At 56.0% G+C, this 14,066-nt stretch carries 9 protein-coding genes and 1 tRNA gene; 3 read left to right on the top strand and 7 right to left on the bottom strand.

What is annotated here, in order from left to right; translation table 11 throughout:
- Positions 1–12 precede the first annotated feature (12 nt).
- From HY751_11855 to HY751_11840, 4 genes are all read right to left on the bottom strand, one after another.
- On the bottom strand, positions 13–2,253 hold the full coding sequence (locus tag HY751_11855; GenBank protein MBI4667089.1) for an adenylate/guanylate cyclase domain-containing protein: 2,241 nt from the start codon (positions 2,251–2,253) through the stop codon (positions 13–15).
- Positions 2,254–2,340: 87 nt separating this feature from the next.
- Positions 2,341–3,519 carry a hypothetical protein gene (locus HY751_11850; protein ID MBI4667088.1) on the bottom strand — a complete coding sequence of 393 codons (1,179 nt, stop codon included), beginning with the start codon at positions 3,517–3,519 and terminating at the stop codon, positions 2,341–2,343.
- 4 nt (positions 3,520–3,523) lie between these two features.
- Positions 3,524–4,705, bottom strand: a complete 1,182-nt coding sequence (locus tag HY751_11845; protein ID MBI4667087.1) for a FecR domain-containing protein — start codon at positions 4,703–4,705, stop codon at positions 3,524–3,526.
- Between the two features lie 181 nt (positions 4,706–4,886).
- The gene (locus tag HY751_11840; GenBank protein MBI4667086.1) at positions 4,887–6,290 is read right to left on the bottom strand and encodes an amino acid permease; all 1,404 of its coding nucleotides are present in this window, start codon (positions 6,288–6,290) and stop codon (positions 4,887–4,889) included.
- 283 nt (positions 6,291–6,573) lie between these two features.
- On the opposite strand from HY751_11840, the gene HY751_11835 reads away from it, so the two are divergent.
- Positions 6,574–9,882 (top strand): PAS domain S-box protein, encoded by a 3,309-nt coding sequence (locus HY751_11835; GenBank protein MBI4667085.1) that lies wholly within the window; start codon positions 6,574–6,576, stop codon positions 9,880–9,882.
- Positions 9,883–9,905: 23 nt separating this feature from the next.
- On the opposite strand, the gene HY751_11830 is transcribed toward HY751_11835, so the two are convergent.
- The 3 genes from HY751_11830 to HY751_11820 all read right to left on the bottom strand — a co-directional run bounded on the left by HY751_11830 (position 9,906) and on the right by HY751_11820 (position 12,263).
- Positions 9,906–9,982 (bottom strand) — tRNA-Pro (locus HY751_11830).
- Between the two features lie 118 nt (positions 9,983–10,100).
- Complete coding sequence (locus HY751_11825; GenBank protein MBI4667084.1) at positions 10,101–10,424, bottom strand: cytochrome c; 324 nt, start codon at positions 10,422–10,424, stop codon at positions 10,101–10,103.
- A gap of 132 nt (positions 10,425–10,556) precedes the next feature.
- On the bottom strand, positions 10,557–12,263 hold the full coding sequence (locus tag HY751_11820) for a cation:proton antiporter (GenBank protein ID MBI4667083.1): 1,707 nt from the start codon (positions 12,261–12,263) through the stop codon (positions 10,557–10,559).
- 184 nt (positions 12,264–12,447) lie between these two features.
- Here HY751_11820 and HY751_11815 point away from each other — a divergent pair, with 184 nt between their 5' ends.
- Both HY751_11815 and HY751_11810 read left to right on the top strand, forming a co-directional pair.
- Complete coding sequence (locus tag HY751_11815) at positions 12,448–13,359, top strand: HEPN domain-containing protein (GenBank protein MBI4667082.1); 912 nt, start codon at positions 12,448–12,450, stop codon at positions 13,357–13,359.
- 329 nt (positions 13,360–13,688) lie between these two features.
- Positions 13,689–14,066: a response regulator transcription factor gene (locus HY751_11810; protein MBI4667081.1), complete on the top strand. Its 378-nt coding sequence runs from the start codon at positions 13,689–13,691 to the stop codon at positions 14,064–14,066.

Raw genomic sequence — 14,066 nt, 5'->3', positions numbered from 1 at the left:
ACAACCCGCAAGTTACTTGGCCATGTCGTACACCCTGTCCCAATCCTGGGCGGGCGGGGAGGCGATAAGCTCGGCGCAACGTTTAAGGTATAGCTTGCAGGCGCCGTCACCCCCCTTTTTAAGTTTGTCACAGGCGGAGAACAACTCCTGGGCCTTCAGGAAATCCATGTCGCGGAAGGTCCTTATGGCGCGGTGGAACATCTCCACGAAACGCCGCTGGGTCTCGATGGAGTCTTCCATGGCTTCCACCACCTCGTAAAGCTTTATGGCCTCTTTCTTGCCCTGCACCCTCACCATGTCCAGCTCCCGGCACAGGAACCTGTCGGCCACCATGTCGCGGGTGAACTGGGAGACGAGGATGTAAGTTCCGTAATATTTGTTCACCCCCTCCAGCCGCGCGGCCAGGTTCACCGAGTCCCCCATCATGGTATAGTCCATCCGCTCGCGGGATCCCATGTTGCCCACTACCATGGGGCCGGTGTTAATGCCCATCCGCACGTGCAGTTCGTCCCTTCCTTCGGAGCGCCATTTGCCGCGCATGGCCTCAAGCTTCCTCTGCATTGCCACAGCGGAGCGCACGCAAAGCTCCGCGTGGTTCTCCACCATTATGGGGGCGTTCCAGAAGGCTATTATGGCGTCCCCCTCGTATTTGTCCACGGTCCCGTCGAAGGTGTGGATTATGTCGGTCATGGCCGAGAGGTACTCGTTGAGCAACAGCACAAGCTCGGTGGGGGGGAGCTTTTCGGATACGGTGGTAAATCCCGCCACATCGGAAAAATATGCGGTCATAACCCTTTTGTCGCCCCCCAGTTTCAACAGGCCGGGGTTGTCTATTATCTGGTTTATAACCTTGGGGGAGAGATACCTGCCGAAAGCGTCCTTGATGAAACGTTTGGATTTCTGCTCCGTAATGTACTGGTGCGTGGTTATGGTGATGAATCCGAAAAGGATCATCATGCCGGGGGTGACGGAGTTGAGCCAAAGATGGTTTTCCGCGAACATGTAGTAGTTGAACGCCACCAGGAGCGCCAGCATGGCCGCCGTCAGCGCCAGCCCCAGCGCCACCCGCACGCGGCGCAGGATGAAGAAAAGCGCCATCCCCGCCACTGCAGTGAGTACCGGGTCGTAAAGGGTCTGCCACGCTTCCTTGCTTATCACCTGCCCAGTGAGGGCGTTGGAGGCGGAGGTGGCCTGCACCTGCACCCCGGCGGTGTAACCGATGGGGGTAACGCGGAGGTCGTATATCTGCGTGGCGGTGGCGCCCACAAAAGCGAGCTTGCCCGAAAGTTTCCGGCGCAAGCCCTCGTCGTCCACCGGTTTCAGCAATACATCCGCCGCCGAAATGGTTGGGAAAGTATCCACCCCGCCGAGATATTTAAGGAATATCCTGCCGTAATGGTCCATCTTGATGAACGAGTCGCCTATGGCAACGCCGTCGAACATGCCATCGGCGAAGTAGGCCTGGATGTCTCCGGTGTCGCCTGAATAAGCCGCCGCCGCGGCCAGCCCCAGGGATGGGTACAGGTCCCCTTTATACTCCATCACCATGGGATGGGCGCGGATTACGCCGTCCTCGTCAGTGAGGGTATTGAGGAAACCGGTGGCGGAGCCTGCCTCCTGGATGGCCTGGATGTTGGGCTCCACCCCCGCCGCCAGCGACAGCAGGGAAGCGTCCCGGCTTTCCGAGTCCCGCTGGACAAGTTTTATGCGGAACGGTTGCACGATGGGCAGTTTCCGCTCTTCCACCTCGGCGGAATACTCGGCCTCGTCCATGCCGTGGAACACGAAACCCGTAACCACGTTGCCCGCCTTGCGCATGGAACCGGCCAGCGCCATGTCTTTTTGCGTTTCCTGCCTGAGTTTTTCCAGCTCCTGGTTGAACGACGGGATCTTCTCCACTGCGCCGGTCCTTACCGCCGCCTGCCCCACTTTTTCTAAAATGTCGCGGGTGGCGGTGTCCGCCTGGGAGGAGAAGGTCATATCCAACGCGGTGACCTTTACGCCGTACCCCGCCAGCTTTTCCACCAGCCTTCCTATCACGTCCCGGGACCATGGCCACCGGCCGAAATTGTCGAGGGATTTTTGGTCAATGCCTACGATTACAATCCTCGGATCCGGCTGGTTCGGGGCGGAATAACGGATGAGCAGGTCGTAAATTTTAAGCTCGAAAGCTTCTATAAAGAATGGGGGTTTGAAAGCCAGCGCCATCATGGCGGCCAGGAGGATGAAATAGATACGTTTTAGCGGCCACACAGTGGGTCACACGCTCCTTTGGCTGTGGGGGTTGGAATGCGCGCCGGGCGGCGCGGAGGCGCCCCCTTCTCCAGCGCGGCCCGCCCGCTAAAACCCGTAAACGAAGGAGACATCGGCGTTATATAGCGAATAAACCGCGTCCGCCTCGGAAAGGGCGTCTTTCTTGTTCTTTATCCTTGAATAGCGGATTTTGCCGCTCACATAAGCGCTTTCGGTGAAATACCAGGTAACCCCCGGCTCCACATATATTTTATCCAGCCCCGCGTCGTATAAGGGGTCATCCTCCAGGTAGCCGTTGGCCCCCACAAACTTCACGCCAACCACACCCTGGATAGCTATTTCTTTCGAATACCTGTATGTGCCGTTGGCGTAGATGTCCAGGATGTTATTGTTGGAGTTGGACGCTTCGCTTAACAGGAAACTTTCCGACGAGAGCGATTCGTTCTTTGCCTGGGTCTTGTAAGTGACGCCCAGTATGGAGGTGAACATATCCCCCCATGCGCGGAAATATTTCATATCCGCCGAGTATGTGTCACCCTGCCTGAACACGTCCGCCCCGCCCTGCTTGTCCCGGGTCAGGTTGAGATATGAAAGGGTGAGCATCACAATATCGCTATCGCTGAAAGAGAACGAGCCGTTCACCAGCGCCAGCAGACGGTCCCCCGGGTTGAAATTGTCACCCTCGGTGTCGGTGGTGGGGTCGTACTCCCCGGTGAGTTCATACCGCAAACCGGCGCCGAAAGTGAAAGGCTTCACGCTGAAAACCGCCACCAGGTTGGGGATTATGTTCAGCCCGCCGCCATATGTGTTCAACAGCATCAACTCCTGGTTCAGCTCGTCCACCATCACGGTGGCCAGCTGTTCGGTGGAAAAGCTGTGTTTGCCCGTGGGAAGGCGCGCGTCCAGCCCGCCCCTTAGTGTCAAACCGCCGGTTTTGTACATATAGAACAGGGAAAGGTCCGAATCCGCCAGGGTTGAAACGTCGAACCGGTTTTCGCTGGTGGCGGATTTGTACGATGTCTTTGCGTAAGTGCCGGAGACCGCCGCGCCCCAATCCCCCGGCGAGTAGGAAAGCTGGACCAGCCCCAGCGCCTGGTTCCCGTCGCTTGTCACATCGGAGGCGCTCCACTTGCCATAGTTGGAGGAGATTGTGAGAAGCCACGGGTTCTTTACGGGAACGCCCTCCTCCTGGGCGGTGGCTGGCGAGGAAAGAGCCATCAAAACGATGGCCCAGGCGTAAAGAAAGCGGTCTGGTTTTATTTTCATATGGTCATTTCAAAATAACCTGTATGTGGACGGGAGCGGTTAATGGGGGCGGCGCCGCGGCCCCGGATGTGGTGGTCTGCTGGCCGATGACGCCCTGTTGCGAGGACGCCTGGTTCTCTATGGACGCCTGGGAGTTGGTCTGGTCCGGCGCGGCGACCTTGGGCAGGCTCACAGTCCTGCTGATGTTGTTTAACACCATAGTCTCCTGGGCGCCGCCGAAACCCGCGGCCCCGCCGGTAAGGCCAGTGTCTATCACGGCAGGGGTGGTCAACAGTTTAGGCTCCTGAGGAGCCATAAGCGCTCCCTGCTCTGCCCCGCCACCGCCATTTTGCGGCTGGCCCGTTGTATCACCTGGTTGTTGGCCCCCCTCGGGCGTTACCGGTTTCTCCGGCTCCACCGGTTTTTCAGGCTCCACGGGGGGAACTTCCTCTGGGACAATCTCCGCGGGCTGTTCCGGTTTTACCTCTTTTTTAGGCTCGGGTTTTACCTCCCTAACCACCGGGGCTGGCTCCCTGGGCTTAACAGGGGTGCGGAACGGCAGGGCCCTGTTCAACTGCATGAACCTGTCCTGGGTGATCGGGAAAGGATTAACCGGCGCGTTTCCCAAACTGACGGTGGTGCGGGTGGAGGAGAATACAGTCACCATGGTGGTCGCGGGGTCGAACCCCTGGACATACACCGCGCCCCTTTCGCCAGGAGCGCCCAGCAGGTCCACATGGGTGGTGTCCCCCACCGCTTCCACCACGAAAGGAGGAGTGCCCGCCACGCCGCATATGGCGGCCTTGGTGTGATATTCGAACTTGGAGGCCGTGTCCACCAGCTTGGAGACCGATGATTTCACCCTGCCTACTAACAGGCTGAATATGGAAAAACTGGAGCCCTTGGGATTGCGGTGGAGAGACTTGATCACCATGTCGGTGTTTTTATCTATACGGATCAGGTCGCCATTGTCGAACTCCACTTCGGCTGTGCCGCTTTCCGATGTGCGCACCCTGTCCCCCGCCCGCACGGTCATTCCGAGTTTGAGGGTCAGTTCCCTGGAATCCACAGTCAATACGGTGACCCTGCCCTGGACGAAAGTGACTTTTGCGCCGATGGCAGTGTCCGCGAATGAAAACGCTGACCAGACAATGGTAAATAGAAAAGCGATAAGAGGAATTATGAAACGCCCTGTTTGCCTACTCATCGTCCAAATCCTGGTAATAACGGCTTAATCAACAGGCCGAAGAGCGATACCGGCCCCATGGCGCCTCTCGCCCCGCTATAAAATAAGGGGCCCAAAACCCTCTCTGCCCCACTGGCATATGATAACTTTTTTTAAGCTTTTTAACCAGTAACGTTTTTAAGGAATCGGGGAAAACCAGCCCCTATTCCTTAACGTTAAGCTTGCTGTGATGGAAGGAATAAGAGAAGTAAATGATTACGCCTATCACCAGCCATACAATGAACCTGAGCCATGTTATCGCTGGCAGGAAGGCCATCAACGCCCCGCACGACAGCATTCCCAGGATCGGAAACAGGGGGCTGAAGGGGGTCTTGAAGGGCCTTTCCAGTTCGGGGCGGGTCCACCGGAGCGCCAGAACCCCGAAACACACCAGCACGAAGGCCGCCAGGGTGCCGATGTTCACCAGTTCCGCCAATTCACCCAATGGGATAAGCCCGGCGATGATGGACATTATTATTCCGCACAGGATTATCACCCTCACAGGAGTCTTTGTGGCGGGATGGACGGTGGAGAAAATCGGCGATAACAGCCCGTCGCGGGACATGGAGAACACTATCCGGGTCAACGCGTAATACAGCACCAGCATCACCGTGGTGAGCCCCGCGATGACCCCAGTCGCCACCATGGCCGAGGCCCACTGGAACCCGATAAGCTGGAGGGCGTGGGAAACCGGCGAAGCCACGTTAAGCTCCGTGTAGGGCACAATGCCGGTAAGAAGGCCCGAAACCACTATGTAGATAACGGTGCAGAAAACCAGTGAACCTATGATGCCAATGGGCACGTCTCTCCTGGGGTTTTTGGCCTCTTCCACGGCCGTGGAAACAGCGTCGAACCCCACATAGGCGAAAAACACGATGGAAGCCCCGGCGAAAACCCCTACGGGTTTGCCTTCCGGGCTCGTTCCGCTCCATCCGAAAGGCATGAACGGGTCCCAGTTGGCGGGATTTACGTTGAACGCGGCCACCACTATGAACACGAAAATGGTGGCTAGCTTAACCACCACCATAACATTGTTGGAGCGGGCGCTTTGCTTCACCCCGGCGCACAACAGGGCCATCAATATAAGCACTATCCCCGCCGCCGGCAGGTTTATTATCCCGCCCAATTCCGGCGCCTTTGTAAGGGACTCCGGCAAACCCAGCCCCATGGCCGTAAGGGCGTTGTTGAAATAGCCGGACCATCCGTTGGCCACCGCCGCCACGGACACGGCGTATTCCAATATCAGGTCCCACCCTATTATCCAGGCCACCAGCTCGCCGAACGCGGCATAGCTGTATCCGTAGGCGCTACCGCACCCCCCCACCGCCGAGGCCAGCTCCGCGTAGGCCAGCGCGGCGAAGGCGCAAGCCACCCCCGCCACCACGAAGGAGAGGATAACCGCCGGGCCCGACTGGGTGGCGGCGGCGATGCCGGTAAGCACGAAAATGCCCGTGCCGATTATCGCCCCTATCCCCAGGAACGTAAGGTCGAACGCGGTAAGGACACGGCTTAGCCCGGCCCCTTCACCTTCGTCGCATTCAACAAATTTTGTGCGGAAAATCCTCATTGCGCCATACCCTGTTTTTGAAAATGAAAGATGTCGCCTAAACTTCGCGGGAAGCCCATTTTACATAACCGCTAAGGTTATGCCTAGGGTGGAGTTGAACAATAGGGGTTTGAAGCCTGACATGGGACAGGATTGTGGGTTGCCAGCCGCATTTTGAAAAGCGAGGCATTTTTTATTTGGCGGTAGCAAGAAATTGTGTTACAATCATTTACAAAATAAAATCATTCCTTCATGCCGTTTCTGTGCTGATTTTATTAGCCGTAACCTATTCGAGTGTTGAGCTATGAAGAATTTATCCTTTAACGGCTTTTCTTCGAATAAAACTCCCGTCGGCCAAGCCATATCCATCGAAAGAATAAAGCTCCTTTTTGCCCATGCAAACGTAGTGATAGCCGCCAACATCCTCAATTCAATAATCATGGCCGCCGTCCAGTGGGACGCCGTTGACCATCCGTTAATTATCGCGTGGGTAGCATTCGTGTGGGCCATTACGGCGGCAAGAATGGCAATGGTTGTAAAGTTCAGGCGCGCCGATGTGGATGTCTCCAGCGCTGGGAAATGGAAGAATCTGTATATGGCTTCCGCTTTCATCTCCGGCGCCATATGGGGGTCGGCTGCGCTTATCCTCATGCCTGTGCAACTTTTGTCCCACAAGATATTCACGGTGCTGGTGCTGGGCGGTATGGCAATAGGGGCGGTGGTGGCCGATTCGGTGGTAATGGGGGTTTTCTACGCTTATGTTATTCCTTTGCTGGTTCCGCTGGCGGTGAAGCTTGTTCTGGAGGCGGACGAGACCAGCCTTGCCACAGGTTTATTGGTGGGGGCCTACGGGATACTTATGACAATATTGGCCAGGGAGATGAACAATTCGGCCAACACCTCGCTTTTAATCAGGTTCGAAAACACCATACTTTTAGAGCAGGTCTCCAGCGAAAAGCTAAAACTGGACGAGACCAACGCGGCTCTGCTGACCAAGATTAAAGAACACGAGAATGCCGAGCAGGCGTTGCGGGAGAGCGAGGAGAGGCTTGAACGGCTCAACGAAGCGGCCTTTGAGGGCATAGTCATCTCGCGTAACGGAAAATTCCTGGACGTGAACAGTTTCTTCACAAGGATGTTCGGTTATTCCCGTGAAGAGCTTATCGGCGCTTCGGCGCTGGAGCTTACGGCCCCGGAGTACCGAGGGATCGTCAAGAACAACATGCTTTCCGGCTACGAAAGGCCCTACGAAATAATGGGATTGAGGAAAGACGGCTCCGTATTCCCCCTTGAAATCCGCGGCAAGTCCATAGTCATCGGCGGGGAGGAGGCGCGGATAACCGCCATACGAGACCTTACGGAGGGCAGGGCCGCGGAGGACGCCATAAGAAAAAGCGAGGAGACGCTACGTACGGTCACATCCTCGGTGAACGACGCCATCATCATGATAGACAGCGCCGGAATTATAAACTTCTGGAACCCGGCGGCGGAAAGGATTTTTGGATATACGTCCGCGGAAGCCGTGGGCCAGCTGATCTCCAGCCTGGTCATACCCGAAAGGTTACGGGAAGCCCACTGCGAGGGGCTTTCCAATTTCGCCGCCACGGGCCACGGGCCTATCATCGGCAAGACCATCCAGGTTGCGGGCATGCGCAAGAGCGGTGATGAGTTCCCGATGGAACTTTCCATTTCCGCCCTCTGGTACAGGGACAAATGGTGGGCCGCCGGTGTCGCCAGGGACATAACGGAGCGCAACCTCGCCAAGAAGGCGCTGGAGGAGAGCGAACGGCGATACCGGACAGTGGCCGACCATACGTTCAACTGGGAAGAGTGGCGCGGCCCGAAAGGAAGGCTTCTTTATATATCACCCTCGTGCCAGAGAATCTCCGGCTATTCCAGAGAGGAGTTTTTGGAGGACGACAGCCTGGAAATCCGCATCACCCATCCGGATGACAGGGAAGCGCTTGAAAAGCACTACCGTACAATACACGGCGGCGTCGGTTACCACGAACTGGAATTCAGGATAACCACCAAGAGCGGGGAGGAGCGCTGGATCCTCCATTGTTGTCAGAACGTTTTCGACATAGACGGGGAATGGCTGGGCCGCCGGGCCAGCAACATGGACATCACCGGGCGCAAGCGCGCGGAAGACAGGCTTCTTGAAGCGCAGAGTAACCTGGCCGAGGCGCAGAAGATAGCCCGCATCGGGAGTTTCAACCTGGACGTCCTCACGAACAGGCTGGCCCTTTCCGACGAGATGAGGGGCATATTCAACCTCGGCCCCGAGCGGCGCGAATGTTCCATGGACTGCCTTTACGAGTTACTTCTAAATGTCAGCCATCCGGAAGACCGCGATTTTGTGGAGGTGGCGCTGGATAACGCCATTACAAAGTTCGCCGGTTCCGACATCAATTTCAGGGTTATCGTTGGTGGACGGACACGGCACATCCACATGTTCGTTAAGATATTCAGGAGCCGGGGGAAAATATCCGGCGTGGCGCAGGACGTAACAGAAATCAAGCTCGCCGAAGAAGCGCTTAAAAGGGCCAAGGAGGAGGCTGAAGCCGCCACCAAGCTGAAAGACAAGTTCGTGTCTCTTGTCGCCCATGACCTCAAGTCACCCATGTCCAGCGCGATGAGCCTGCTCCGGTTGATGGATGGTGACGGAACGGCGCAGATGGGCGCAAGGGAGAAAGAGATCATGGGACATGTGGCCAACAGCATGGAGCGGATGATCCGCACCGTTGACGAGTTGTTGAACATAAGCAGGCTCCAGACGGGCAAGATAAAACCCGAACCCAGGTTCTTCGATACATGTGAGCTTTCCGGCGCCGTCATAAGCAAGATAAGCCAGCTTGCGGAAAAGAAGGGGATAACTGTCGTCAACGGAATCCCTTCCGGCTTGCGGCTTTATACGGACAGCGGCCTTCTTGAAGAAGTCATCCAGAACCTGTTGACCAACGCCATAAAGTTCAGCCATGCAGGCCAGTCCGTGCGCCTGAACGCGGCGCAAGGGGGGGGCCGTATAATCATTTCAGTAGCCGATGATGGGACGGGCGTGAAAAAACAGCTTCTGCCGCTACTTTTCAGGCACGAGGAAAAAACGTCCATTCCGGGAACGGCGGGTGAAGTGGGCACGGGCTTCGGGCTTCCGCTAAGCCACGATATCATGAGCGCCCTAGGAGGCGAACTGACCGTTGAATCGGAAGAGGGGAAGGGAAGCGTTTTTCACGCGTCACTTCCGGACAAACAACCGGTGGCGCTGGTGGTGGAGGACGAGCCCGCCACGCGGCGGCTGTTACGGGCCCAGCTGGAGCGGATAGGCGTAACGGTTTTTGAAGCGGCGTCGGGCAGGGAGGCCGTGGAGACTCTGGGGAAAATAGGGGCGAATCTTGTTCTGGCGGACATCATGATGCCGGAGATAGACGGGCTGGATCTGCTAAAGATTATAAAGACCACCCCGGCGACGGCTAAAATACCCGTCATAATCGTCACCGCCGACTTGACAGCCACCGCCAAAGAAAACGCGTTCAGGCTTGGCGCCAATGGATATGTGACCAAACCTTTCGACGAGAAAAGCTTACTTCCCATAGTCAAACGCTATGTGGCCTGAATGAATGGGGGATTTCCGGAAAATGGTCGGGGCGAGAGGATTTGAACCTCCGGCCCTCTGCTCCCAAAGCAGATGCGCTACCAGACTGCGCTACGCCCCGACACAGGCATATTATCAGTTACGGCGCCAAGGCGCGAAAGGGTTGGGTGAAGCGCCGGAAAAGCCAGCGGCGCAGGCATTGCGCCAGCGCCGCCATTTCCTTCAGGAGAGTGAAGCGTTTACTTGCCGCCTTTGGCGAACTTGTAAACGGCTTTCACATCGGCGTCGGTGATGCCTTTTATGGGCATCATCTTCTTCATTTCAAACCCGGCCATTTTCGCCGGCCGGCCGGCCCATTCGGAGCCGTTCATCACCTGTTTTACGAACTGGTCCTCGGTCATCTTGCTTGTAGCCAGGTCTGGCCCAAGCTTTGTCTTGCCGGAGCCGGGGGTGTCGTGACAGGTTTTGCACTTCTTGGTAAAAATATCCGCCCCGCTATCCGCAAACGATGAGCCAGCCGAAACCATCAGTACCGATACCGCCAACAAAAAAATCTGTTTCATGGTTTTTCTCCACTGCCAGTTTAACCTTCCGCTGACGGCCCCCCTCCGGATCCATTCGGCCCGCCACCGATTGATGAATATCCTATAACAACGGCCCGCGCCATTCAACTTCCCACTCAACAAACCGTGGTGTTATTTACCGGCGGCGCCTTGTTTGAGGGCGGCCATGAACTCCAGGAAATTTTTGGATTTTTTCAACTTCTCCCTGCAAACGGGGTCTTTTAGCAATTTGCTTATCTGGGCCAGTATCTCAATCTGGGCCTTGTCGTCCCCTTCCGGTGTCAATATAAGGAACACAAGCTGGGCAGGCTGGCCGTCGCGGGCGTCAAAATCCACCCCGGAATCTGAAAGGCCCACGGCTATCACCGGCGTGGAAAGCCCCTTTATCCTCGCGTGGGGTATGGCCATGCCGTTGTCCAGCCCCGTGGGCATTATCAATTCCCGGCTCAGGACAGCCTGTTCAATCCTGTCGGCGGCCAAGCCGGTCTCCTCGGCCAGAAGCGACGAAAGCTCGGCGATGGCTTCCTCCCTGGTGTCCGCGCGCATGGCCATTTCAAAAGCGTTTTCGGAGAAATGCTCCTCCAGTTTCCTGGCTCTTTTCCTCCCAAGGATGGCCTGCATGCCAGGCCCGCTGACCATTGATGTGAATATGGCCATAATCACCAGCGCCACGAACATGGTCTGGCCGATTATGCCCGCCTGAAGGGCCAGCAGGGCCAGTATTATTTCCATGGCGCCCCGGGCGTTCATGCCAAAGCCTATGGCCCAAGCCTCCCGCGCCCCCATCCCGGCAAACCTGGCCCCGGCTCCGCACCCCCCTATTTTCCCCAGAGACGCTATGGCCAGCACCATCAAAGTAAGGGCCGGGTCGAAATTTGTTATGAAGTTCACTTTAAGGCCTATGCTGGCGAAAAACAGCGGCGCGAAAATGAACGAGACGAACTGCTCTATGGTCTGTTTGGTCTTTTGCCGCAGATGGGGAGAGTCGCCCAGCGCCACACCCACCATGAATGCCCCGAAAACCGCGTGCAGGCCTATCCACTCCGTAAACGCCGCGCCAATGAAGGCCAGGGACACAGCAAACCCCAGCACCCCGCCGGGCCAGCTCGTGCGCTCGTTGAGAATGGGCAATATCCGGTTCAACGAGAACCTGCCCACCGTCAACATCCCCCCGGCGAACAAAAGGGCAAGCGCCACCGTGCCCCAAATGGGCATGGTGGAGGCAAGGCCGCTCCCCATCATTCCCAGGACCATGGCGAATATGATCCAACCAACGATGTCGTCCAGCATGGCGGAGGCTATTACCACCATTCCAATGTCTGTCCTGTATATGTCCAGGTCCATGAGCGTCTTGGCTATCACCGGCAATGCGGATATGGAAAGGGCCGTGGCGAAGAACAGGGCGTATATCCCCATATCCACCCCGCTCGGAAGCGCCAGCGTCTCCGGAAAGAGGATGACTGTAAAAATCCCCAGCGTAAACGGGGTCAATATCCCCAGTACGCTCACGGTCATGGCGGTTTTGCCCTGCCGCCAAACCGAAGTCAGGTCCACCTCTATGCCAGCGACAAGGAGGAACAGCGCCACCGCCACGGAAGTAAAACCGTTCAGGAAAAGCTTGGCGTGTTCCGTGGGGGTGATGAACGACACCATGTCCGGGAAAAAGGTTCCGCAAATGGTGGGGCCCAGAATGATGCCCGCCAGAATTTCTCCCACCACCGCAGGCTGGTTAATACGTTTGGCTATCTCGCCGAAAAGCCGGGCCATGGCCAGCAAAACCCCCAGGGTAAGCATGGTGGAGGTTATTTCCGCGTGGGTCAGGCTAAGGGCGTGCGGCATTACTTAAAAAAATATGGCTCATAATTTGAGGAGGATAGCACAATCCCGGAATCATTGACCATATCCGGCCCGGGAACATATTCCCGTTAGCGGCTCCATGCCGTCTCTTTACCAGCGTAAATGATAGGCGGGATAATAATTGTGGGCGGGGCGTGTTCATCCAGAATGGAGGGTTTGAATAAAAATGTCATTCACGGCGTCTTACCGGAAGCTATATGAAAGCGGAGAGCTTGGAAACCGTGTAAAGGCCCTATACGGACTGGAGAAAGAATGCGCCCTTTGCCCCAGAAATTGCCGCGTCAAAAGGTTCGAAGGCGAAAAAGGCGTGTGCGGGGCCGACTCCACTTTATACGTGGCCAGCGCGTTCCCCCATTTCGGCGAGGAGCCGCCGCTTACCGGAGTGTACGGATCCGGAACCATCTTCCTCTCCCATTGCAATTTGAAATGCGTCTTCTGCCAGAATTACGACATCAGCCATGGCGGCGAGGGCCAGCCGGTGACTGCCCGGGAACTTGGCGTGATGATGCTCCATCTGCAATCGCAGGGTTGCCACAACATAAATTTCGTCACACCCACCCATTACGCCCCGCAGATCGTGGAAGGGATTTACGAGGGGGCCCGGCTGGGTCTTGAGACGCCCATAGTTTGGAACTGCGGTGGATACGAATCGCTGGAGGTGATACGGTTGCTGGAGGATGTGGTGGATATTTACATGCCGGACATCAAATACTCCGCCACAGAATCTGCTAAACGCTATTCAAAAGCACCTGACTATCCCCAGGTTATTAAACAGGTTCTAAAAGAGATGTTCCGCCAGGTAGGGGATCTGGAGCTGGATTTCCGGGGAATAGCCAGGCGCGGCCTTCTCATACGGCATCTGGTAATGCCAAATAACGCCGCAGGGACAGAGGACGTATTGAAATTTATAGCGAACGAGCTTTCCAGGAAAAGCTATGTGAATATTATGGATCAGTACAGGCCACTATATAAGGCCTTCCGCTACCCGCAAATCGCCCGGCCCATCACCCGTGATGAGTACGAATCCGCCATATCTATCGCTAAACAGGTGGGTCTGAGCAGAGGTTTTACCGGTTAGCGGGAAAATGCGCTCCGGCGTGGAACGCAACAACCCTGAAATCATCGCTGATCACCTGCCCGCCATTGAACCCGTTGATTTTTATAAATTCCACAACAGGTATTTTATTTGCGCATGTAACGGCTTTTTATCTTTCCATTATTGCAATGTCGCGCAATGCTACCCGGCGTTGTTTTTTCCTACGTAAAATATTTTTACCTTAAGGATAATTCCCAAGTTAATCAATGCCTTATTAACTGGCTTTGTTTTTGCTTTATCGGAGGTCGGGGTTCATATTATTCACTATATTGTTTGGTGGGTTGTAGCAGTGCTTGTATGGGAGGTCCTCCATGCGTTTAAAGGCGTTATTGGTAGAGGATGATCCGTTCACTCTTACCCTGATCGCCCGCTCCCTCGAGGATATCGGGTATGAAGTTTATTGCCACGGATCCCTCACCGAGGCTATGACCACGCTTTCCATGCGGCGGATAGACCTGGCCATCCTGGAAATGGCCGACCCCTCTATTCCCATAAAAGACTTCATTAAACGGGCGAAAGCCCTTCAGGAAAATTGTTGTTTCGTATGCCTTGGCGATTTTCTTACGGCGATGGATTTTATTTCCCTCCAGAACGCCGGGGCAATGGAATTCTGGCGCAAACCGGGAACAGCCGGAGAGGTGGAAAGCATGATTTCGCTTCTTAACCATTGCGGGCCAGGAACGCATTAA

The organism is Nitrospinota bacterium (genome assembly GCA_016208975.1).
Classification (GTDB): domain Bacteria; phylum Nitrospinota_A; class UBA7883; order UBA7883; family JACRLM01; genus JACQXA01.
Note: the sequence above shows the minus strand (reverse complement) of the source record. Positions and strands in the feature narration are given on the sequence as shown.

Excerpts from the sequence above, each read along its gene's own strand:
- HY751_11850 (MBI4667088.1), bottom strand. The coding sequence starts at position 3,519 with ATGAAAATAAAACCAGACCGCTTTCTTTACGCCTGGGCCATCGTTTTG.
- HY751_11810 (MBI4667081.1), top strand. The coding sequence starts at position 13,689 with ATGCGTTTAAAGGCGTTATTGGTAGAGGATGATCCGTTCACTCTTACC.
- HY751_11840 (MBI4667086.1), bottom strand. The coding sequence starts at position 6,290 with ATGAGGATTTTCCGCACAAAATTTGTTGAATGCGACGAAGGTGAAGGG.
- HY751_11815 (MBI4667082.1), top strand. The coding sequence starts at position 12,448 with ATGTCATTCACGGCGTCTTACCGGAAGCTATATGAAAGCGGAGAGCTT.
- HY751_11835 (MBI4667085.1), top strand. The coding sequence starts at position 6,574 with ATGAAGAATTTATCCTTTAACGGCTTTTCTTCGAATAAAACTCCCGTC.
- HY751_11845 (MBI4667087.1), bottom strand. The coding sequence starts at position 4,705 with ATGAGTAGGCAAACAGGGCGTTTCATAATTCCTCTTATCGCTTTTCTA.
- HY751_11825 (MBI4667084.1), bottom strand. The coding sequence starts at position 10,424 with ATGAAACAGATTTTTTTGTTGGCGGTATCGGTACTGATGGTTTCGGCT.
- HY751_11820 (MBI4667083.1), bottom strand. The coding sequence starts at position 12,263 with ATGCCGCACGCCCTTAGCCTGACCCACGCGGAAATAACCTCCACCATG.